Source organism: Kitasatospora sp. NPDC048286, from assembly GCF_043201735.1.
In the GTDB taxonomy this organism is placed as follows: domain Bacteria; phylum Actinomycetota; class Actinomycetes; order Streptomycetales; family Streptomycetaceae; genus Kitasatospora.
In genome coordinates this window covers 1-21,249 of record NZ_JBICZE010000011.1, presented here as the reverse complement: position 1 = coordinate 21,249, position 21,249 = coordinate 1, and the positions used below count along the sequence as shown (strand labels likewise).

Annotated in this window: 18 protein-coding genes; 8 read left to right on the top strand and 10 right to left on the bottom strand. The window is 73.2% G+C overall.

What is annotated here, in order from left to right:
• Positions 1-53 precede the first annotated feature (53 nt).
• Positions 54-398 (bottom strand): DUF5132 domain-containing protein, encoded by a 345-nt coding sequence (locus tag ACGF13_RS25410; protein WP_392878914.1) that lies wholly within the window; start codon positions 396-398, stop codon positions 54-56.
• Between the two features lie 313 nt (positions 399-711).
• Entirely contained in the window at positions 712-2,400 is a 1,689-nt protein-coding gene (locus tag ACGF13_RS25405; protein ID WP_392878911.1) for a DUF885 domain-containing protein, read from the bottom strand.
• Between the two features lie 228 nt (positions 2,401-2,628).
• Between ACGF13_RS25405 and ACGF13_RS25400 the strand changes: the two genes are divergently transcribed.
• The 5 genes from ACGF13_RS25400 to ACGF13_RS25380 are packed head-to-tail and all read left to right on the top strand — an operon-like array spanning position 2,629 to position 9,136.
• Positions 2,629-4,212: an ABC transporter substrate-binding protein gene (locus ACGF13_RS25400; RefSeq protein ID WP_392878908.1), complete on the top strand. Its 1,584-nt coding sequence runs from the start codon at positions 2,629-2,631 to the stop codon at positions 4,210-4,212.
• A 14-nt stretch (positions 4,213-4,226) separates the two neighbouring features.
• A complete protein-coding gene (locus tag ACGF13_RS25395; protein WP_392878905.1) occupies positions 4,227-5,195 on the top strand; it encodes an ABC transporter permease in 969 nt (322 codons plus the stop codon).
• Between the two features lies 1 nt (position 5,196).
• Positions 5,197-7,074 carry a dipeptide/oligopeptide/nickel ABC transporter permease/ATP-binding protein gene (locus ACGF13_RS25390; protein WP_392878903.1) on the top strand — a complete coding sequence of 626 codons (1,878 nt, stop codon included), beginning with the start codon at positions 5,197-5,199 and terminating at the stop codon, positions 7,072-7,074.
• Entirely contained in the window at positions 7,071-7,847 is a 777-nt protein-coding gene (locus tag ACGF13_RS25385; protein ID WP_392878900.1) for an ABC transporter ATP-binding protein, read from the top strand. The genes ACGF13_RS25390 and ACGF13_RS25385 overlap by 4 nt, the downstream gene beginning before the upstream one ends.
• A complete protein-coding gene (locus tag ACGF13_RS25380) occupies positions 7,847-9,136 on the top strand; it encodes an NAD(P)/FAD-dependent oxidoreductase (RefSeq protein WP_392878898.1) in 1,290 nt (429 codons plus the stop codon). The genes ACGF13_RS25385 and ACGF13_RS25380 overlap by 1 nt, the downstream gene beginning before the upstream one ends.
• Here the strand turns inward: ACGF13_RS25380 and ACGF13_RS25375 are convergent.
• From ACGF13_RS25375 to ACGF13_RS25365, 3 genes are all read right to left on the bottom strand, one after another.
• Complete coding sequence (locus tag ACGF13_RS25375; RefSeq protein WP_392878896.1) at positions 9,126-10,208, bottom strand: alpha/beta fold hydrolase; 1,083 nt, start codon at positions 10,206-10,208, stop codon at positions 9,126-9,128. The genes ACGF13_RS25380 and ACGF13_RS25375 overlap by 11 nt on opposite strands.
• 98 nt (positions 10,209-10,306) lie before the next feature.
• The gene (locus ACGF13_RS25370) at positions 10,307-10,864 is read right to left on the bottom strand and encodes a GNAT family N-acetyltransferase (RefSeq protein WP_392878893.1); all 558 of its coding nucleotides are present in this window, start codon (positions 10,862-10,864) and stop codon (positions 10,307-10,309) included.
• Positions 10,861-12,033 (bottom strand): type III PLP-dependent enzyme, encoded by a 1,173-nt coding sequence (locus ACGF13_RS25365; RefSeq protein ID WP_392879666.1) that lies wholly within the window; start codon positions 12,031-12,033, stop codon positions 10,861-10,863. The genes ACGF13_RS25370 and ACGF13_RS25365 overlap by 4 nt, the downstream gene beginning before the upstream one ends.
• 554 nt (positions 12,034-12,587) lie before the next feature.
• On the opposite strand from ACGF13_RS25365, the gene ACGF13_RS25360 reads away from it, so the two are divergent.
• A complete protein-coding gene (locus ACGF13_RS25360) occupies positions 12,588-13,928 on the top strand; it encodes a glutamine synthetase (RefSeq protein ID WP_392878890.1) in 1,341 nt (446 codons plus the stop codon).
• A gap of 123 nt (positions 13,929-14,051) precedes the next feature.
• Here ACGF13_RS25360 and ACGF13_RS25355 read toward each other — a convergent pair whose 3' ends face one another.
• A complete protein-coding gene (locus tag ACGF13_RS25355) occupies positions 14,052-14,912 on the bottom strand; it encodes an enoyl-CoA hydratase/isomerase family protein (protein ID WP_382521525.1) in 861 nt (286 codons plus the stop codon).
• Between the two features lie 154 nt (positions 14,913-15,066).
• Here ACGF13_RS25355 and ACGF13_RS25350 point away from each other — a divergent pair, with 154 nt between their 5' ends.
• The gene (locus ACGF13_RS25350) at positions 15,067-15,666 is read left to right on the top strand and encodes a TetR/AcrR family transcriptional regulator (protein ID WP_392878888.1); all 600 of its coding nucleotides are present in this window, start codon (positions 15,067-15,069) and stop codon (positions 15,664-15,666) included.
• Positions 15,667-16,069: 403 nt separating this feature from the next.
• Entirely contained in the window at positions 16,070-17,173 is a 1,104-nt protein-coding gene (locus ACGF13_RS25345; RefSeq protein WP_392878886.1) for an acyl-CoA dehydrogenase, read from the top strand.
• 367 nt (positions 17,174-17,540) lie between these two features.
• Here ACGF13_RS25345 and ACGF13_RS25340 read toward each other — a convergent pair whose 3' ends face one another.
• From ACGF13_RS25340 to ACGF13_RS25325, 4 genes are all read right to left on the bottom strand, one after another.
• On the bottom strand, positions 17,541-18,050 hold the full coding sequence (locus tag ACGF13_RS25340) for a hypothetical protein (protein WP_392878884.1): 510 nt from the start codon (positions 18,048-18,050) through the stop codon (positions 17,541-17,543).
• 402 nt (positions 18,051-18,452) lie between these two features.
• Positions 18,453-18,608, bottom strand: a complete 156-nt coding sequence (locus ACGF13_RS25335; RefSeq protein WP_392878881.1) for a hypothetical protein — start codon at positions 18,606-18,608, stop codon at positions 18,453-18,455.
• Positions 18,609-18,704: 96 nt separating this feature from the next.
• Positions 18,705-20,150, bottom strand: coding sequence for a tetratricopeptide repeat protein (locus tag ACGF13_RS25330; RefSeq protein ID WP_392878879.1), 1,446 nt, complete (start codon positions 20,148-20,150; stop codon positions 18,705-18,707).
• Positions 20,151-20,407: 257 nt separating this feature from the next.
• The coding region (locus ACGF13_RS25325; RefSeq protein WP_392878877.1) for a hypothetical protein at positions 20,408-21,249 on the bottom strand (842 nt) is incomplete at its 5' end.

Genomic DNA, 21,249 nt, shown 5'->3' with positions numbered 1-21,249 from the left:
CGGGTTCGGCCGGAACATGCGCCCAGGCGGCGGCTCGGGCCCGCGGCGGGGCGTCAGTTCGTCTTGGCGCCGGCGCCGGCGGTCGCGCGGATCTTGGGGGCCCGAGCCTCCTGCTCGGCCCGGTGGACGGACTCGTCCTCCTTCTCGCCGTTCGGCATGGAGCTCTCGGCGGCCCGGTGGTGGTGCTCGTCGGACGCGACCTGCGCGGCCACCATGTCAGCGGCCACCTCGGCCGCGAGGTCGTGGATGTTCTCCCCGGCCTCGTGGGCCGCCTTCTTCACCTCCATCACGATTCCGACGGACGTCTTGACGACGCCGCGCACCAGCGGCTTGAGGAGGCGCTTGGCCAGTGGCGCGACGATGAGGCCGACCAGGAAGGGCGGTACTACGGGCGGCATGTTGCTCCAACCTCTCTACGCAGACGGATGAGCAGGGGGACCCCGGGCGCACGGCGGACTCCGGAGCACACACAACAGAGCGGACCGAAGCACCCATGTCCGGAATTCTCGATTCCCGTGCCGGATTTCCCTGCTGGGCCGAATTCCTCGTCGATGGGGTCCACCGCCCGCTCCTTCGTCACCGTAGTCGAGCTGGCCCCGTCGGGACCAAATATCCTCGGCAGATTCACCCGTGCGAGTGCTTTACAAGACACCCCTTCCACAAATTGTGAGATGTAGAGCCATTGAATTAACAAATGATCCGCTTTTCAGATCAATGCCCATTTCCGACCTCCCGCTTCACCCGCCGCCCCAGAGCCGGAAACGGCAGCCCACCGCCCCCCAGCACCGCCTCGTGGAAGGCCCGCACCTCGAACCCGGCGCCCAGCTCGGCCTCCGTCCGGGCCCGCAGCCGGACGAACTCCAGGTAGCCCGCCCGGTAGGAGAGCGCCTGCCCGGGCAGGTCCGTCGCGTAGCGCAGCAGGTCCGAGGCGATCTGGCCCTCCGCCTCGGTGGAGTTGGCGCGCATGAAGTCCCGGGCCTGCTCCAGGCCCATCGTCCCGAGGTTGAGCCCGGTGTCGACGACGAGGCGCTGCGCGGTGAACCGCTCCTGCGCGAGGCGCCCGTAGGCGTCCCACGGGTCGTCGTAGAGGCCCATCTCCCAGCCGAGGCCCGCCGCGTACTCGGCCCAGCCCTCGTTGAAGGCGCCGAACTCGGCCACCTCCCGGCGCAGGTGCGGCAGGGCGCGGTTCTCCGCCTGCCGGGCGAGGTGGAAGTGGTGCCCGGGAGCCAGCTCGTGGTGGATCAGGGAGGCCGCACCGATCAGCGAGCGCCCCTCCAGGCCGGACCCGTTGTAGCGGTAGCGCCCGACCGGCACGGCCGGAGTCGGCTGCTCGTAGTACCCGAAGGTCATCCCCACCTCCAGCGCCGGATCCAGCCGCGCCAGCCCGTACGGCGCGTCCGGCAGCACCGTGAACCAGCGCGGCAGCAGCGGGGCGAGCCGGTCGAGGTAGCCCTGGTAGCGGGCCTCGACCTCCTCGGGGGTCCGGGCGTACAGCCGGGGCTCGGTGCGCAGCCGCTCGTGGAACTCGGCCTCCGAGCCGTGGAAGCCCAGCGCCGCGCGCACCTCCCGCATCCGCTCGGCGAGTTCCAGGCACTGCTCGCGGCCCAGCTCGTGCAAGCGCTCGGGCGGTGTGCCGCCCCCGCTGTGGGTCCGGACGAAGTCCCGGTAGGCCTCGTCGCCGCCCTCGTACCGCGCCCAGCCGACCCCCCGCGGCGCCTCGCGCAGGTAGTCCGGGTCGTCGAGGAGAGCGAGCAGCCGGTCGAAGCCCGGCACCAACTCGGCCTCCACCAGCCGCCGTACGCCGTCCCGGAGGTGCCCACGCTCGGCCGCTCCCAGCCCGCCGAGCCGGCCGTCGTCCACCTCCACCCGCTGCGCCACGGAGGTCCGCAGGCCGACGAGGGTGGCGCGCGCTCCGGCCAGGGCCGGGGCGGGCACCCGGAAGCCGCGGGCGGCCTGTTCCGCCGTCCGGTCGGCGATCGAGCCGACCACCCGGGCCAGCTCGCGCACCAGCGACACGTACCGTTCGGAGTCGGCCCGTTCGGCGAACGCGAACGGGCGGAACACCGCGTCGACGTACAGCGACAGCGGGAACAGCCGGTACGGCGTGGCCGCGGGCGTCAGCCAGTAGCAGCGCTGGGCGCGCACCTCCTGCTCGGCCAGCCCCGCGAGGAATCCGACGGTGTCGGCATCCGTGCCGGACAGCTCCGCGCCGTCGAGCGCCCGTGCCCCGGCCAACACCTCCTCGGCGAACCGCGCCCGCTCCTCGGCCTCCACGGGCGAGGCCAGGGGCAGCGTCTCGACCGGGAGCCCCTGGCGGACTCTCAGCAGCGGCTCGCGTTCCAGCAGGAACTCCCAGTAGCGGTCCGCCAGATGGCCCGGCTCGTTCGTCCTCACGCTCATGCCGCCAGTGTGGCGGTGCCGGGCCGCCCTGCCACCCGGTCCACGGGACAGCGGCCCCCGTGTCCCTCGAACGGGTGAGGCGAGGGGTGCCGTCCCGGTGCGGGCTTCCAGTGGGGCACCCTCCGCCTCCGCCACGCCTGACCCCGATCACCACACGACATTCGAACACGCTTACTGCGCAGGCGAGTTGACTCGCCAGCGGCAGAACTCGGTGGCACCATGACGCCCATGCCCCGTCGCACCCCGTCGGCCGCCCGCTCCCTCACCGCCGCCGCACTGGCCCTCGCGACGGCCGGTTGCGGGGGTGCCGCCCCGTCCTCGACGAGCACTCCGCTCGTAGAGCACGGCACCGCCCGGATCGCCGCGTCCAGCGAGACGCCGAGCTTCGACCCGTACTCCACCTTCGGGGCCGGTCAGGCCCGTTTCTCCTACGACTCGCTGGTCAACCTCGCCCCCGACGGCACCGTGGTCTCCGGCCTCGCCTCCTCCTGGCAGGCCTCCACCACCACGGCCACCTTCACCCTCCGCCCGGACGTCACCTGCTCCGACGGCACCCCCCTCACCGCCTCCGCCGTGGCCCGGGCGCTGACGTACGCGAGCGACCCGGCCAAGCAGCTCGTCGGCGCCCAGACCGTCCTGCCGAACGTCCCGTTCACCGCGAGCGCGGACGACCGGGCCGGCACGGTGTCGGCCACCACCACCGCGCCCTTCCCCTTCCTCACCCGCTCCCTCGGCCTGCTGCCGATCGTCTGCCCCGCCGGGCTCGACGATCCGCGGTCGCTCGGCCGTGCCACCCGGGGCACCGGCCCGTACGTGCTCACCCGCTACTCCCCCGGCGGGCCGTACGAGTTCACCGTCCGCGAGGGCTACACCTGGGGCCCGGCCGGGGCGACCACCGCGGCGCCCGGCCTGCCGGCCCGGATCGTCCTCTCGGTGGTGCCCCAGGCGGCGACCGCCGCGAACCTGCTGCTCACCGGCGGCATCGACATCGCGAGCGTGAACGGTCCTGACCGCGCCCGGCTCACCGGCCACGGCCTGACCGCCGAGGACGTGGCGACGGTGGTCGGGCTGACCTTCTTCAACCAGCGCCCCGGCCGCCCCCTCGCCGACCCGGCCCTGCGCCGCGCCCTGGTGTCCGCCCTCGACCGCCAGGGCCTCGCCAACGTCGCCGTCGGCGGCACCGGCCACCCGGCCGGCGACTTCGGCGCCGAGGGCGCCGTCTGCCACGCCGACCTCGCCGCCGCCAACCTGCCCACCCGGGACGCCGCCGAGGCCCTGCGCGCCGCCGGCTGGGCCCGCGGGCCGGACGGCCGGCTGGCCAGGGACGGCCGGCCGCTGCGGCTGCGCCTGATCACCAGCCCCGACCTCGGCCCCACCCTGCCGCCCGCCGCCGAGCTGATGGCCCGGACCTGGACGGCGCTCGGCGCGGACGTCAAGCTGGTCACCGAGAGCCTGCCCGCGCTCGTCAACGCCATGTACCAGACCGGCGACTTCGACGTCGTGGTCGGCACCACCCCGGGCTTCGCCCTGCCGGTCGGCTTCATCCCGTTCTTCTCGGGCCCCACCCCCGCCCAGGGGCTGAACTTCGCGGGCGTCACCAACCCCGAGTACGACGCCCTGGTCGCCCAGGCCCTCCGGGAGCCGGACACCGAAGGCTGCGGCACCTGGAACCGGGCCGCCGCCGCGCTCTTCCGCTCGGCCGACGCCCTGCCGATCGCCGACGGCCGGAGCACCGTGTACGGCCGGAGCACCACCTTCACCACCACCTTCGGCGGCCAGCTCGTCCCCACCAGCATCCGCCTCCACCGGTGACCGGGAGGCCGACCGTGTCCCTGCCCCGCCTGCTGCGAAACCCCTGGACGGCGTTCCTCGGCCGCCGCACCGCCCGGCTGGTCCTCTCCCTCGGAATCGTGCTCACCGCCTCCTTCGCGATGATCCGCCTCGTCCCCGGCGACCCGGTCCGCGCCGCCCTCGGGGTCGACGCCGCCCCCGCCCTGGTCGCCGCGCGCCGACACCAACTCGGCCTCGACGCGCCGTTCCCGACCCAGTTCCGGCACTACCTGGGCGGCCTCGCCCACGGCGACCTCGGAACGTCGCTGGTCACCGGCACGCCGGTCGCCGAGCTGGTCCGCACCCGGCTGCCGGCCACCCTGGAGATCGCCGGCCTGGCCTTCCTGGTCACCCTCGCCGTGGCCCTGCCCGGCGGGCTGCTCGCCGCGGTCCGCACCCGCGACGGCCGGCGCCCGCGCAGCGAGCTGGCGTTCACCGTGGTCACCGCCGGCCTGGCCGGGGTGCCGGACTTCGTGCTGGCCGCCGGGCTCACCGCGCTGCTGGCCGTCGGCCTCCAGCTGCTGCCGGTGGCCGGCGCGGCGGGTGCCGAGTCCTTCGTGCTTCCGGTCCTGGCGCTCGCCCTCGCGCCGACGGCCGTCCTGGTGCGCATCGTCCGGGTGGAGGCGCTGAAGGTGCTGGGCGAGGACTACCTGCGCACCGCCCGCGGCAAACGGCTGTCCCCCGCCCGCCGCTACCTGCGGCACGCCGCGCCGAACATGGCCACCGCCGCGCTCACCGTCGCCGGGAGCCTGCTGCCCGCCATGATCGCCGGCACCGTCCTGGTCGAGAAGGTGTTCGCCTGGCCCGGCATCGGCTCGGCGATGGCCCAGTCCGTGGTCAGCCAGGACTATCCGGTGATCCAGGCGATGGTGCTGATCCTGGGCTCCACCGTGCTGCTCTCCGGCCTCCTGGTCGACGTGCTGCTGGCGGTGCTGGACCCGCGTTCGACGATCCGGGAGAGCTGAGATGTCCCTTCCCACCCGGTACCTCCGCTCACCGATGGCCTGGACCTCGGCGGTCATGCTGGCCTCGCTGCTCCTCCTCGCACTGGTCGCACCGCTCCTGTGGGGCACCGCGGCCGACCGTCCCGACCCCTTCGCGGTGCTCCAGGGCCCTTCCACGGCCCACCCGTTCGGCACCGACAACCTCGGCCGGGACGTGCTCGCCCGGGTCCTGACCGCCACCCGGCCCTCCCTGCTGCTGGCCCTGGCCGCCACCCTGCTCGGCGCCACCGGCGGCATCCTGCTCGGCGCGGCCACCGCCGTGGTCGGCCACCGCGCCCGCCGGCTGCTCACCGCGCTGATCAACCTGCTGCTCGCCTTCCCCGCACTGCTGGTCGCGATGTTCCTCGCGGTCGTGTTCGGCGCGGGCGCCGCCGGAGCGGTGCTCGCCCTCGCCGTCGCCGGCGTCCCCGGCTTCGCCCGGCTCGCCCAGACGCTCTCCGCCGCCGTCGCCGGCACCGACCACCTGGCCGCGGCCCGGGTGCTCGGCCTGCGCCGGCACCGGCTGCTGTGGCGGCACGTCCTGCCGAACATCGCCGAACCGCTGCTGCTGGCCACCACCACGGCGGCGGGCACCGCCCTCGTCGCGCTCGCCGGGCTGAGCTTCCTCGGCCTGGGCGTCCAACCGCCCGACTACGACTGGGGGCAGCTGCTCAACCAGGGGCTCGACCGGATCTACGCCGACCCGCTGCCCGCCCTCGCCCCCGGTCTGGCCGTCCTCTACGCGGCGGTGACGTTCCAGCTGCTCGGCGAGGTCCTGGCCGGCGGCGTCGCCCGGCGCACCCCGGCACCCCGTGCCCCCGCGCCACCGCCCGCCCCATGGGGGTCCCCCCGGCCGAAGGCCGGGGGAGGGCCCGCCGAGGACGGCTTGGTGCTCCAGGTCGAGGACCTCAGCGTCGAACTCCCCACCCCGGGCGGGGTGATCCGACCGGTGCGCGACGTGAGCCTCTCCCTGCGCCCCGGCGAGATCGTCGGGCTCGTCGGCGAGTCCGGCTCCGGCAAGTCGCTCACCGCGCTCGCCATCGCCGACCTGCTCCCCGAACGGGCCCGCGTCACCCGGCGGACCCTCCGGCTGCTCGGCGCCGACCTCGCCACCATGACGCCCAAGCAGCGCGACCGCCACCTCGCGACCGGCCTGGCGACGGTCTTCCAGAACCCGGCCTCCGCGCTCAACCCGTCCCTGCGGATCTCCACCCAGCTCACCGAGGCCGTCCGGGCACACTGTGGCGCGAGCCGCGCCCAGGCGCTGTCGGAGGCCGCCGACGCGCTGCGCAAGGTCGGCCTTCCCCCCGAACTGCTGCGCTCGCGCCCCCACCAGCTCTCCGGCGGCCAGCGCCAGCGGGTGATGATCGCCGCCGGGCTGATGCTGCGGCCGGGCCTGATCATCGCCGACGAGCCGACCACCGCCCTGGACGTCACCGTGCAGCGGCAGATCACCCGGCTGCTCTCCGACATCCGCCGGGAGACCTCCGCCGCCGTCCTGTTCATCAGCCACGACGTCGCACTGGTCGGCGAGTTCTGCGACCGCGTCCTGGTGATGTACGCGGGGGCCGTCGTCGAGTCGCTGCCCGCCGACCGGCTCGCCGGCGGCGCCCGGCACCCCTACACCCGGGCCCTGGTCGCGTCGGTACCGGACCTCACGGCGGACCGCGACCGGCCGCTGCCCACGGTGCAGGGCACACCGCCCGACCCGCTGGCGCCCGCCCCGGGCTGCCCGTTCGAGCCCCGCTGCCCACGCCGCCGGGACCACTGCGCCGAACAGGCCCCGCCACTGGAAGACCTCGACGCGGACCACCGGGTCGCGTGCTGGAACCCGGTGCCGGTGGAGGTCCTCGCCCCATGACCACCCTTCAGGTCCTCGACCTCACCGTCCGCCACCACGGCCCGTACGGCCCCGTCACCGCCGTCGACGGGGTCTCGCTGGAGATCCCGGCCGGCACGACGCTCGGGCTCGTGGGCGAGTCCGGCTCCGGGAAGTCGAGCCTGGCCCGCGCGATCGTCGGCCTCACACCCGTGCACGGCGGCCGGGTCCTGCTCGACGGCCGGGAGATCCGGGTCCGGACGGTCGGCGACCGGCGCCGGCTCGGCCGACTGGTCCAGATCGTCCTCCAGGACCCGGACACCGCTCTGGACCCCAGGATGACCGTCCGCCGGACGCTCCTCGAAGCGGCCACCGCGTTCCACCGGCTCGACCGGTCGGCCCGGGCCGAGCGCGTCCCCGCCCTGCTCGAACTCGTCGGCCTGGGCCGCGAGTTCGCGGACCGCCTGCCGCAGCAGCTGTCCGGCGGCCAGCGCCAGCGGGTCGCCGTCGCCCGCGCCCTGGCCGTCGAGCCCGGCCTGCTGATCGCCGACGAGATCACCTCGGCCCTGGACGTGTCGGTGCAGGCCGCCGTCCTCAACACCATCCGCGACCTCCAGCGGCGGCTCGGCCTGTCCATGCTGTTCATCGGCCACAACCTGCCCGCGGTCTGCCACGTCTCCGACGTGCTGGCGGTCATGCGGGACGGCCGGATCGTCGAAACCGCCCCCACCGAGGCCCTGTTGCGCACGCCGCGGCACCCCTACACTCGGGCGCTGCTCGACGCCGTGCCCCGCCTGCCCTCCGGGAGGTCCTGATGCCCAGTCGCCCAGCGGACGCCGTGGTGGTCGGAGCCGGAGTGATCGGCGCCGCCATCGCCCTCGAACTCGCCCGCACCGGACGGCAGGTGACCGTCGTCGACAAGGCGGGCGCCGCCGGCCACGGCTCCACCAGCGCCTCCAGTGCGATCATCCGGTTCAACTATTCCACCTTCGACGGGGTCGCCACCGCCTGGGAGGCCCAGCACCTCTGGACGTCCTGGCCGGAGCACCTGCGGCTCACCGGCCACCGCCCGCTCGCCGCCTTCCACCGCACCGGCGTCGTCCTGCTCGACTCCCCCGCCGCCGACCCGTCCGCCGTCACCGCCCTGTTCGACCGCGCCGGCGTCCCGTACGAACGGTGGGACGCCGACGCGCTGCGCCGCCACCTGCCCGGGATCGACGCCGGCCGGTACTGGCCGCCGAAACCCGTGGACGACGACGCCTTCTTCGACGCGCCTTCCGGTGAACTCGGCGCGCTCTTCACCCCGGACGCCGGGTTCGTCGACGACCCGCAGCTCGCCGCCCAGAACCTCGCGGACGCGGCCGGCACACTGGGCGCGCGCTTCCTGTTCCACCACACCGTGGTGGCCGTCGACCGCGCTGCGGGCCGGGTGGTGGGCATCCGGCTGGCCGACGGCACCCGGATCGCCGCACCGGTCGTGGTCAACGCCGCCGGCCCGTGGTCGGGCGGCCTCAACCGGCTGGCCGGCGTCGGCGACGACTTCACCGTCGGCGTACGGCCGCTGCGCGAGGAGGTGCACCAGGTCGCCGCGCCCGGCTTCGGCCCGGTGGTCGCCGACCTCGACCTCGGCACCTACCTGCGAGCGGCCCCCGGCGGCCGGCTCCTGGTCGGCGGCACCGAGCCGGCCTGCGACCCGCCGCAGTGGATCGACGACCCCGACGACGCCGACCCCCGCCCGACCGCCCGCCGCTTCCGGACCCAGGTCACCCGGGCGGCCCGCCGCTTCCCGGAGATCGGCGTCCCCAACCGGCCCCTCGGGATCGCGGGCGTGTACGACGTCGCCGACGACTGGACCCCGATCTACGACCGCACCGCGCTGGCCGGCTACTACGTCGCGATGGGCACCAGCGGCAACCAGTTCAAGAACGCCCCGCTGGTGGGCCGCTACCTGACCGCCCTGATCGACGCGGTCGAGTCCGGCCACGACCACGACCGCGCCCCGGTCCGCCACCGCTGCGACCACACCGGCAACGTCGTCGACCTGGGCACCTTCTCCCGCCTGCGCCCGGTCCGGCCCGGCTCCGCCCGGACGGTCATGGGCTGACCGCGCCCAGCTCCCGCACCAGGTCCTCGACCACGCCGACCACGAACTCGGGTGCCTCGTGCGGGAAGTCGTGGCCCGTCCCCGCCGGCGTGTGCACCAGCCGGGACGACGTCGACGCCGCCAGGTACCGCGTCCTGCTCCGGAGGTAGAAGCGGCTGATCCGCTCGGCCTCGGCGGCGTCCCGGGCCCCGGCCAGGACCGCCTCACCGCCGATGAGGTCCCGCGGTATCACCAGCACCAACGGCAGGTCCCCGAGGTCACCGTCGTACACCACGGTCTCCCAGCCCACTCTCGCCAGCCCGGACGGGGTCAGCTCGGCGAAGACCGACGCGGCGGCGCAGCCCGGCCCGGTCCGGGGCCCGGGGCCACGGCGGGCGCCGAACAGCTGCCGCACCGCCGTCCGCAGGAGGCCACGGCGCACCGCCGCGAGCTGCCGGTTGGGCGGCGCGAAGGCGATGACCTCCAGGGGCGTCGGATCCAGCAGCACGAGGCCGGCCACCAGGTCCGGCCGGCGCCTGGCCACGTTCGCGACCAGCAGCCCGCCGAAGGAGTGGCCGACGAACACGAAGGGAGCCCGCTCCCCCGCCTCCTCCAGCGCCGCCGGAAGCTCCTGCGCCTCGACCGCCGTCGTCCGCGGGAACGGCCCGACGTCGCTCCAGCCCGTCCCGAGGCGGTCCACCAGCACCGACCGGGCCCTCGCCGCCATCATCGTGTGCAGCTCCCGGAGGTCCTCACCCGGGGCGTGCCCGCCGGGCACCCAGACCACCGTCGGCCCGCCCCCAGCCTCCCCCTCGGCGAGGAGGTGCATCCGGTGCCCGCCCACGTCCACCAGCCGCCCTGGCGGCGGATTCCCCCGCGCCTCGCGGGCCACCAGCACCAGGTGCCGCACGGCTCCCGCCGCCAGCAGCACACCGACGGCCATCACCAGGCCACCGAGCGCCACCGCCCAGGCCGCCCCCGTCCCGACCAGCAGGCCGCCGGCTGCCACCACCAGCACCGCGACCGGCACTCCCAGCCAGTCCCGGCTCAGCAGCGCGAGCAGGGAGTCCGCGACCCGTCCGTCCTGGCGCATCGGTCCTCCGCGAGGGCAGTCGAAAACCGATCCTTGCCAGTATCCTCCCCCGGGCCGTTCACCCCAATGCCCGCCGTCCGACATGGCGGGGCCGGCGATCACCCCACGTCGACTCCAGGTGAGACCCCGGCCCTCGGATCGGTGACGGCGGGTTCCAGCGGCTTCACCATGTAGACCGCCTCGGTGCCGTAGCTCGCGGGCAGCCCGATCTCCGGCCGGGCGCGGTAGCCCAACGGGGTCCACAGCACCTGCGAGCCACGCACGGCGACCAGGGAGAGGGTCCGGCAGTGGGCCGCCCGCCCGATCTCCTCCAGATGCCGCAGCAGCCGGTGGGCCAGTCCCCGGCCGCGCGCCCGCTCGGCGATCACCAGGTCGTGGGCGTGCAGGTTGCCCTCCCGGTCGCTCCCCTGGACGGCGCCTTCCTCGGACAGGCTCAGGTCCGGGCAGCGGAACCGCGGGTACGGCAGGGCCAGCAGGTAGCCGCCGAAGCGGCCCGCGTGCTCCAGCACGAAGCAGGTACCCGGCGAGGCGCGGTGCCGGGAGCGGAGCGCCTCCCGCCCCTCGGACAGGCCGCTGGCTGCGTAGGCGCGCTCCTCCAGCGCGACCACCTCGTCCCAGTCCTCCTCCGCGAGCAGCCGGATCCGGGTGTCGGTCATGCGTCCTCTCCGTTCTGAGCCGGGCCGCCGACGCAGGTGTACGGCAGCGGAACGAAGCCGTTGAACCCCTGGGTGGCGTACGCGGCGGCGTACGCGCCGCAGGAGTGCACCCACACCGGGTCGCCGGAGGCGGCTGCCTGCGGGACGCGCACCAGGCCGTCCTCCCGGGCGTACGCGTCGTCGCTGTCGCAGGTCGGGCCGGCCAGTACGGCGTCGACGAACGGCCCGCCGGGGTGGGTGGGGAACTCCAGCCGGTACTGCAACTGGTCCATCTCGTACAGGCCGTTGAACTTGCCGCAGCTCAGATAGAGCCAGTCCTCCCGGGTGCCGTCGAGGCGGCGGCGGGAGGTGAGCCGCGCCACCTGGGCGCGGATCGCGCCGTGGTCGGCGACCAGGTGCCGCCCGGGCTCCAGGACGAACTCCAGCGGCCCGGCGTTGACGGCGCGCAGCCGCTCCATGCCCTCGCGGATCACCGAGAACATCTTGTCCAGCGGCGGGTCCAGCGGGCGCCCGCTCCGGTCGAGGACGCCGAGGGCGGGCAGACCGCCGCCGAGGTTGATCCGGGTCGGGGTGATACCGCGCCGGTCGAGCGCCTCCAGGACTTCCGCCAGCGAGTCGATCGCCGCGGCCCAGGCCTCGGTCGTCATCTGCTGGGAGCCGACGTGCACCGACAGGCCGGAGGGCACCAGCCCGGCCGTGCGGGCGGCGTCGAGCACCAGCGGGGCGTCCTCGGGTGAGCAGCCGAACTTGTGGCTCAGGCCCCACAGCGCGCCCTCGCCGCTGGTCGCGATCCGGCAGAACACCCGTGCGCCGGGGGCGTGTTCGGCGATCGCCGCGACGTCCTCCACACAGTCGGTGGCGAAGTCGCGCACGCCCAGCCGGTGGGCCTCGGCGATGTTGCGGTCGGACTTGACGGTGTTGCCGTAGTGGATCAGCCCGGCCGGCGCTCCGGTGCGCAGCGCCTGGGCGATCTCCTGCGGGCTGGCCGCGTCGAAGCCGGAGCCGAGCGCGGCGAGGTACCCGAGCACCTCGTCCACCGGGCAGGCCTTCATCGCGAACCGGACGGCCACACCCGGCAGCTCGGCACAGAGCGCGGCGTACTGGCGGCCGACGCCGTCGAGGTCGTAGATGATGACGTCCTCGGTGGCTGCGGCCAGTGCGGCGCGCAGCGCGGTGCAGTCGTACTGGTCATCGGAGAGAGGGCCGGTGACTGCGGGCGCGGCGGCCGGGGCGGCCGGGGCGCGGTGACCGGCTCTTGCACGGCCCGCTGTTGTGCCTGGTTCGGCGATCTGGCGCACGTCGATGCTATGAGGCCTCACGGGTGAACTCCCGGTCCGACTGGATGATTGACGTCAAGGGCTTGCTGGCACCCATGAGATGAAACGAGGGAGTCCAAAGGTCGGCTGTGATGCCCGACTTGGACCCCCTATCCCCCGCACTCTACGGACCTCCGGGGCCTGCGCCCGCACCTGCCGCGCACCAGCTCCCGCCCGCTACCGTCGGGCAGGTGCAGCGTCGTTGAGCCACCGCCCGGCGCGCGGAATCACCCGAACGGCATCAAGCTGCTCCCTCGCGACATTGACGACCGGGCCCCGCCGGACGCTGCCGAAGAACGTCCGCCTCCCAGGTCCTGCGTCACCCCACAACCCCGGCCTTGCACGAACGGGTGAATTCCAGGCCGACCCCTCACCCACCCACTGCCACGAACGCCAGCATGAACCGCATGACCACCACACACCCCCGAGCCGAGCGGGCCGCCCAGGCCCGGGCCGCCCGAACCCAGCTCGCCGCCGACGGAATCGACGGGGTGGTGTTCGGCTGGGTCGACAACGCCGGGATCACCCGGGTGAAGTCCGTCCCGCTCACCCAGCTCGAACACGCCGCCGAACACGGTGTCGGCGCCGTACCCTGCTTCGACGTCTCCCTGGTGGACGACTCCTTCACCACCACGCCGTCGAGCACCGGCCCGGTGGGCGACCTACGGCTCGTCCCCGACCTCGACCGGCTCACCCCGCTCGCCGCCCAGCCCGGCTGGGCCTGGGCCCCGGCCGACCGCTACACCCAGGACGGCACCCGGCACCCCGGCTGCCAGCGCGGCTTCGCCCGCCGGCTCACCGAGGCCGTCGAGCGGCGCGGGTTCTCGGTGCGGGCCGGGATCGAGGTCGAGTGGGTGGTCGCCGACGCCGCCGGAGCCCCCGCGACGACCGCGCCGGGGTACGGGATGACCCGCTTCATCGAGCACTCCGACTACCTGCGGGACGTACTGCGCGCCCTCACCGACCAGGGGCTGGCCGTCGCCCAGCTCCACCCCGAGTACGCCGCCGGGCAGTTCGAGGTCTCGGTCGCCGCCGAAGGGCCCGTCGAGGCGGCCGACACCGCCATGCTGGTGCGCCACACCATCCGGGCCGTCTCCGCCCGGCGCGGCCTGCGGGTCTCGTACGCGCCCCTGTTCACCGAGGGCTCGGTCGGCAACGGCGGCCACCTGCACCTCAGCCTCTGGCGACAGGGCCGGAACCTCGGACACGGCGGCCCCGGCCGCCACGGGCTGCACCCCGAAGCCGAACAGTTCCTCGCGGGCATCCTGGCCGAACTGCCCGCCCTGCTCGCCCTCGGCGCCCCCAGCCCCGCCTCCTACCTGCGGCTGGTCCCCTCCCACTTCGCCGGGGCCTACCGCTGCTGGGGCCTGGAGAACCGGGAGGCGGCGCTGCGCCTGATCACCGGCTCCGCCGCCGGGCAGGCCAACGCCGAGCTCAAGTGCTTCGACGCCGCCGCCAACCCCTACCTGGCGATCGGCGGCGCACTGGCCGCCGGCCTCGCCGGCCTCGACGCCGCCCTCCCCCTCCCGCCCGAGACCCCGACCGACCCCGCCGCCCTCGACGACGCCGAACGCCTCCCGGCGACCCTGCCCGAGGCGATCGACGCCTACGAGAAGTCCGCCGTCCTGCGCCAGTCACTCGGCCCCGAACTGTACGAAACCGTCCTGGCCGTCCGACGCGCGGAAGCCGACCTCTTCGCGATGCGCACGGACGCCGAACTCATCGCCGCCACCCGCTGGCGCTACTGAGGCGGACGGTGCGCTGTTCGATTCCGTACGGGGTACCGATGGTCGGTCGGCCGTCGTCCCCGGCAATGGCCGAGGACCTCTTCCCACGGAGCCTCTGCGCACGGGTGGCAAAAGCTTGGGCGCTCAGATGCTGTTGGCGATGCGCTCGTGGTCCCGTTCGCCCTCGCGGGTCTGGATGCCAGCGGCGAGCAGCTTGTGGGCGAGCTCGGTGACCTCATCGCCGAACGCCGCGAACAGGCCCTCGTTCTCAACGGCGTACGCCGCACGCGGAATCGGCGGCGCGACCGCGTCGACCGCGGCCTTCGTGATGGAGATCACCTCCGGCCGGAGGCCGGCGATCCGTCGGGCGAGGGTGTCGACGAAGGAATCGAGTTCTGCGGCGGGCAGGGCACGGTTGATCAGGCCGTACCGTTCCGCGAGCTCCGCACCCACGAGTTCGGCGCCGAGGATGAGCTCCAGCGCACGGGCCCTTCCTGCCAGGCGCGTCATGTTCACCGTGCCGCCGCCTCCGGGGAGGATCCCCATCAAGGACTCCGGCTGCCCCTGCCCCGACTTGCCGATGGCCGCGAATCGCATGTCCAGGTACATGAAGAACTCGTTGCCCGCGCCGCGCGCGAAGCCCGCCAGCTTGCCGATGGTGACCTGCGGCAGCGAGCGGACCTCCTCGCTCATCGCCTGGAGGATGTTCAGGCCTTCCGGGACGGTCGAGCCCGGCGCGGCCGCGATCGCAGCGCGAGTGGCCGCAGGCAGCGCGTCGGGGTCGGTGAGGTAGGCCATGTCACCGTGCGCAACGAAGAACTCCGGGTCAGCGCTCTCGAAGACGATGACGCGGACGTCGGCGTCGTCCCGCACACGCGCGACGAATGCCCGGAGTGACGGCAGGAGGACCGCGTCCATCAGATTGAGCGGCGGGTGATCGATTGTCACCGTCGCGACCCCGTCCGAGACGTCGATCGTCAGGGCGGGAAGGTCTTCGTAGCTCATGAGGTGGCTCCATATCGCGGTAAGGGACGGTCCGTGACCGGGCCGCCGGCTGGGGACAGTGTCGCGAATCTCAGCATCGCGACTGACACTGAGTATCAGATTAGAAACCTGCATCCGAAGAAGCAAACGAGTGTGTCGGAGTACACTCGCCCCCATGAGCGCAGCGCCAGTCGGTACCCGTGAGATCAGCCGCCACGCGGTGCGAGCAGAGCTGGCCCGCGTCGCGTTCAACCGGTTCTGCCTCACCGGCTTCAACCAGGTCACCTTCGCCGACCTCTCCGAAGCCGCCGGAGTGTCGCGGAGCACCTTCCTGCGCTACTTCGGCACCAAGGAAGACGTGGTCCTGTTCGTCTTCGACCCTGTCGGTGGCGTCATCACTGACGCACTCGATGCCGAGCGGGCCGACCAGGACGACTGGAGCAGGCTGCGCAACGCCCTGGAGTCAGCCGTGGGGTTCCTCGTGGGCGACGTTCAGGAACTCGTGACGATCCTCGGCCTCATTGAGCAGACCCCGGCCCTGTGCGCACGCCTCCGCGAGAAGCAGGCTGAATGGCGACCAGAGATCGTCGCCCGACTGCAGAAGACAACCTCCTCGACCGACGGGTCATCGGTCATCGCCACCGTTCGCGTAGCGGCGGCGCTCGAAATCCTGTGGATCGTCCTCGGGCAATGGGGTGCGAGCGACGGCCAAGAGGACCTCGGCAAACTGCTGGACGCTGCGTTCGCCGCCTTCTCGACCCCTGCACGCCAGTAGACGGACGCTCCGTTGTAAAGGGCCGGGGCGGCGGCTTCGGACCGAGCGCAGGTCGGTGGCCGCGCGTCCCGAGAGCCATGACGATCTGGTACTGCGTCTCCCAGGTACGGGTGTCGCGAACCTCCCGCCGAAGGGCCTCCACCAGCGACGGACCCGCGCTGGAGTCATCCGGGCGCCGGCCCGTCCGCCCAGGCCCGGGCCCGGGCTCCGGCAGAGGGCATGCGGCACGTTCGGAATGACGCTCCCACCGGTCAAGTCGCGCGAGTGGGCGGTGCGCGTGCCGCCGCACGGATAGATTGCGTGGTGGGGCCGGTCGGCTCCGGGGCGGTGGGGCGACCACCGATCGTCACCTGGGTGCCGTGGGCGGGTCCGGGAGCGTCGACTTGGGGAGATGGGGAATCAGATGCGCTTTCTGGAACGGGAACGCGCCGCGGTGGCGAAGCTGCTGCCGGACTTGGACGAGACCCTGCGGACAGTGCCGCTCATGGAGTTGGAGGGCACGAACAGCCCCGGCATTCGGCTCTTCCGCGAGAGCGGCGGCGCCGCGCTGATGGCGCCGACCTCGCAACAGGGCCGGGGCGCCACCGCGTTGGACGCCCTACGAGTGCAGCGCGCCCTCGGCGCCCGGATGCCGTCCGTGGCCTCGGCCACCGCCGCGCACCACTTCTCGCTGGCCGTCCTGCTCGCCTTGGCCTCCGTCGGCGACAGCATGCTGCCTCAGCTCGTCGAGGGTGTGGTCACCAGCGATCGCCTCATGGCGTTCGCGTTCGCCGAGGAACGCTCCGGCGCCGGGATCCTCTCCCCGGCGGTGACGGCCGCGGCGGAGTCCGACCTGGTGCGAGTCAGCGGCGCGGCGCGCCCGGGCGGCCTGGCCTCCTCGATGGACCTGCTCATGGCCACCGTCACCGTCCCGCGCTCGGACGGCAAGGGCGAGGAAACGGCGGTGGCGCTGCTGCCCGCCGAAAGCGAGGGCCTGAGCGTGGGCGGGGCGGACAACGAGCGGGTCACCCTCGACGGTGTCGGCGTACCGCCCGAACTGCTGGTGCGGTCCTCCGCCCTGGACGGACACCTCGAAGCCGCGCTGACCACGGGCCTCGCCCAGTACCAGCTGCTGACGACGGCCGGTTGCCTGGGGGCCGCGAGCGCGCTGGTCGAGCAGGTGCTGCTCGACACCCGGGTGCCGGAGTCCGAGCGGGTGCGACTGCTGGTGGAGACCGAGGCCGCGATGGCGGCCGCGGAGGGCGTCGCCCGCCGGATCGACGACGGCGCCGCGGAAACCTCGATCCTCGCCGACGCCCTCTTCACCCGGTACAGCGTGCAGGACACCCTCTACCGGGTGATCCCGCGCGCGACGGAACTCCTCGCCGACCTCGGCTCCGTCGGCGCCGACGAGATCGGCCACCTCGCCGGACGCGCCACCGACCTGGCCCTACGGCCGCCGGCACGGCCCCGGACGACCGGCCCGCTGGCGGCGTACCTGGCGGGCGGACCGCTCACCGTCGTCTGACTCGGGCCCGGCATCGACGCCTCCGGATCGCGGCGTGGGGCGGGGTCGGGAAGGCACGCGCCGTCCCGGCCCTGGGCCACCTCGCGATCCGGCAGGGCGCGAACGTCCGCGACCGCCGACAACTACCAGGAACGAGCCGGTCGCCCACTGAAGTAGGGGTGGCATAGGGTCACAGCCGTGACCTATCCGCTTCCTTCCCCGGCGCTCAAGGAGTTCCTGGCGACACTCCGTCGTGGCGAAGAACGCTCCGGGGTGGTTACCTCGATCGAGACCTTCGGCGTGTTCGTCGACGTTGACGGAGCCCCCGAACCGTCGGTGGGGACTGACACCGGCGGCCCGGCGCCCGCCCACCACCGAAGCGGCGCCGTCAGCCTCGCCGACCGGAATCGGCGGCGAGGCGGCCGAGCATCGCCATCACGATGATCCGCGTCTTCTTGTCGTTCGTCACCGCGCAGTGGGCATCGACGCCCCGCTCGTCCGGTGCCGCGTCCGGCTCGACCAGGCCCAACCGGACCAGGTCGACGGCGTACTCATGGCACCGGGAGTAGTCCGCCGCGGCGCTCACCGCCTCGACGTGGTCGATGCGGACAGGATCCTCGGCACGGAACAGGGCCGGGGTGGGTGCAGGACCCAGCGTCTCCTTGATCCACGCCGACACGGCCTCCCGGGAGCAGCCCTGCTCCAGCTTCGAAGCGTTCGCGGCGGTGAGGGCCAGATGGACAAGGAGCATCCCGAACCACTGGGCGGCCTCGCGCGGAGGGGTGTCCACGCCCGTCGGCGGCATCACGGCCTGGTACAACGCAGCCACATCATCGTCGCGCGCGGCAGCGACGACGGCCTTCACGGCGCTGCCGAGGGCTGCCTGATCAACGGTCACGTCGGTGGTTCTCCTTATGGTCGGCAGCGCCAACGTACCGCTTCCTTGGGGGGATTGGTGCGGTTTGCGCATGGTTCGGCCCCGGGCTGAAGGCACTCGTGGGCGAGCGCCACGGCCGACCATACGCCGCGCCGCGTCGGTGAGTCCGATCCACTGAACCAACCTGTCGGGCCGCGTCCATATCTCGGGCGGCGCCCGACACTTGGGCAGAGATCCTCGAAGTCGGCATCCGAGAACACCGGTCCGAGCGCATCCCGCCCCGCATCATCGGGCCGCCCCTCGGAAATGACTCCTTACCGTCTCGCCAGCACCCAGGCCTGAGCCGAACAGCAGGCAGCCGTCGGCTGACATCAGAAGGTCCTTCCCCGACTACCACCCCTCTGGCACCGAGGAAGTCCTGCATCACGCAGCCCGCTCACCGAACACACGGATCACCCATTCATCGAGCCGGGCACCGAACACCGCCGCCGAATCGATCCCCGAAGCCGGAAGCGCCCCAGCATCATCCACCCTGGCGAGATAGTCCACGTCGGCCCAGCCGCCTCGGAAGAGCACCACCGACAGCAGCGTCTCCTCCGGGCCTGAGGTGCGGCCACATGGGACCGGATCCACCAGGCCCTGGAAGCACCTACGTGATCCCTTGTCTCGGCACGACTAGAACGGGGGGTTCTGGGCGAACTCGCCCGCCTCGGCCGAGAGTTCGTCCTGCTTCCGCTGTTCCGCCGCCTCCCGCTCCCGCCGATCGGCTGCTGCACGCTGCTCGGTGGTCGTGGGGATGGCGGCGAGGGCTTCGGTCGGACGGCCGTGCCTGGCCAGCAGGTCGGCCAGGTCGAAGGCGGCGTGGCGGTGGGTGGACGAGCGCAGGAGCGCGATGGCCTCCTCCGGTCGGCCGGCCCGTTCGAGCAGTCGTGCCAGCGCGGTGTCCCACTCGCCGGGCTCCCGCTCGTTGCGGGCGGTGGCCTCCGCGATGCCTTCCGTGCAGCGGCCCGCCTCACCCAGCAGCCACAGCCGCAGCTGGATGACGCTCTCCGGGTGTCCCTCGGCCCACGCACCGGTGAGATCTTCCAGGAGTTCGAGTGCCCGGCCGGGGCGGCCGTCGTTGACGAGCAGGTCCAGCGCCCAGTGGAGGAGGTTCCCGCAGTCGTAGTAGTCGTACGTGGGCCGGCCGGTCTCGACGGCTTCGTCGATCCTTCGCTGGCGGACGAGAAGGTGCATCAGCGCCGCGCGGTCCTTCGGGTGGTCGTGCGCCTCGATCCTTTCACGCAGCATGGCCTCCGCTTCGGGCGCCCGCTCCGCGTCCTCCAGTGCCTTCGCGAACACGTCGACGGCGGAGTAGGGCTCGGCGGCGGCGAGAGCTCCCAGCTCCTCGATCAGGCCCCGCCGGGCGAGGAGTTCCGCGTAGTACTCGGGGAAGTTGACGGGGTGGCGCCGGCCCGAGGCCATCTCGGTGCGCAGGATCTCGACGGCCTCGTCCGTGCGCCCCGTGCGTTCCAGGACCTGGGAGATCAGGAGCAGTACGTGCCACCGGTCCGTCCGGCCCGCGGTGCACGATTCGCCGCACTCCGCGTACCTCGCGCCCGGCGTGCTCTCCATGCCCTCCGCCAGCCGCGCGAGGACGTCCAGGACCCGGTCGTCCCGCCCCTGCCCCTCGGTCACCTTGACCAGGTGCGACTGGATCCAGAGTCCCCCGAGATGGGGCACGAGCACGTCGACGGCCTCGTCGGTCCGCCCGGCCTTCGCCAGCAGTTCCGCGTAACGGGCGCACACGTGGTCGTCGCCCAGCTCGGCCGGATCGGGGCGCACCATCGCGAGCGCTTCATCGCTCTGGCCCTGCTGGATCATGATCTCGGCGGTGGCCCATTCCGCAGCCCTCCAACCGACGTCCGTGAACGGGTCCAGCAGGTTCAGCGCCCGCTCGAACTCCCCGCTCGCGCACAGCTCCCGCGCCGCGGCTTTCGCGCAGTGCCAGTCCCCGCGCTCTCGGGCTGCCTGGACCAGCAGCTCCAACTGCCCCAAGTCAAGGAAGGTTTGTACCAGCCGCGGGGAGACGCCGCCGAGGGTGCGCGCCTGCCAGGAAAGGTCATCGACGTTGATGTTCACGTGGGGAGCCTACGAATCGCCGCTGACAGAGGGCGCTGGCTGGAGCCGGACTGTCCTGGAACGACCTGTTCACCGGTGCCGGCTACGTCCCGCACCGCGTGCCGTAGCCGGGGAGAAGCACGGACGAGCTACCCGCCACACAGAAGCCGTGGCCCCGGGCAGGTGAGACACAGTGAAGGGCCCGGCCTCCCGAGCAGTGGGAGGCCGGGCCGTCGGCTTCAAGTGCGGCTTGCGGCGTCAGTTCCGGACGGCGGGTGTCACTTCCGGACGGTGGGGTGCAGGGTGGTGACGGCGCCGTAGTGGCCGTCCGAGGCGCCGCCGACCTCGATTCCGACGGGCGCGGTGGGGGTCCGCTTGAGGCCGACCCGGAAGGTGTAGGTGACCGGGTTGCCGTTCATCACGCCGTCCAGTTGGGCCGGTGCGACGCCGAGTCGTCCGTTGCAGTCCTCGGTCACTTCGAAGGACTTCCACTCGTTGCCGACCTTGGCCTCGACCGTGACGTCCTGCCCGGTCAGGCCCTCGCTGGCGGGCAGGGACAGGTACACGGCCGGGCGCAGGCGGCCGGGGCCGTCGGGCGAGGTGACCTTGAAGGTGAACTCGGTGGGGGTTGTGCCGATGACGAGCGGGGAGGGCTTGGAGGCCGAGGCCACGGCCGGGCGGTGGCTGTCGATGACCGAGGTGGTCACGACGCCCTTGGTGAGCACCTGGTAGGTGGACGGTGTGACGGCGTCGGCTTCGACGAGCAGTCGGCCCGGCTGGTTTCCGGGGTCGAGGACCATCCGGTACTCGACGGTGCGGCTCTCGCCCGCGGCCAGGGTGAAGGCCGCGTCGTTGCCGGTTCCGGCGTAGTCCATGCCGCCGCCCTGGCTCAGCGAGGGCATGGCCTTCCAGTCGGAGGCGTCCTTGCGCTCCAGGGTGCCCTGCGCCATCGAGAGCATCCGCTGGCACTGCGCGCCCTCGTACTGCTGGGTCGCGACCACCGGGGCGACCGCTCGGCTGCCCGAGGCGTCGTTGTTCTTCCAGGTGACCGAGAACGAGACCTGGTTGCCGACCTGGATCTTCTGGCCCTGGTGGAGGCCGTTGAAGGTGATCCCGATGC

Coding starts and splice junctions, on each gene's coding strand:
- ACGF13_RS25410 (WP_392878914.1), bottom strand. CDS start 398: ATGCCGCCCGTAGTACCGCCCTTCCTGGTCGGCCTCATCGTCGCGCCA.
- ACGF13_RS25405 (WP_392878911.1), bottom strand. CDS start 2,400: ATGAGCGTGAGGACGAACGAGCCGGGCCATCTGGCGGACCGCTACTGG.
- ACGF13_RS25400 (WP_392878908.1), top strand. CDS start 2,629: ATGCCCCGTCGCACCCCGTCGGCCGCCCGCTCCCTCACCGCCGCCGCA.
- ACGF13_RS25390 (WP_392878903.1), top strand. CDS start 5,197: ATGTCCCTTCCCACCCGGTACCTCCGCTCACCGATGGCCTGGACCTCG.
- ACGF13_RS25385 (WP_392878900.1), top strand. CDS start 7,071: ATGACCACCCTTCAGGTCCTCGACCTCACCGTCCGCCACCACGGCCCG.
- ACGF13_RS25380 (WP_392878898.1), top strand. CDS start 7,847: ATGCCCAGTCGCCCAGCGGACGCCGTGGTGGTCGGAGCCGGAGTGATC.
- ACGF13_RS25375 (WP_392878896.1), bottom strand. CDS start 10,208: ATGCGCCAGGACGGACGGGTCGCGGACTCCCTGCTCGCGCTGCTGAGC.
- ACGF13_RS25370 (WP_392878893.1), bottom strand. CDS start 10,864: ATGACCGACACCCGGATCCGGCTGCTCGCGGAGGAGGACTGGGACGAG.
- ACGF13_RS25360 (WP_392878890.1), top strand. CDS start 12,588: ATGACCACCACACACCCCCGAGCCGAGCGGGCCGCCCAGGCCCGGGCC.
- ACGF13_RS25355 (WP_382521525.1), bottom strand. CDS start 14,912: ATGAGCTACGAAGACCTTCCCGCCCTGACGATCGACGTCTCGGACGGG.
- ACGF13_RS25350 (WP_392878888.1), top strand. CDS start 15,067: ATGAGCGCAGCGCCAGTCGGTACCCGTGAGATCAGCCGCCACGCGGTG.
- ACGF13_RS25345 (WP_392878886.1), top strand. CDS start 16,070: ATGCGCTTTCTGGAACGGGAACGCGCCGCGGTGGCGAAGCTGCTGCCG.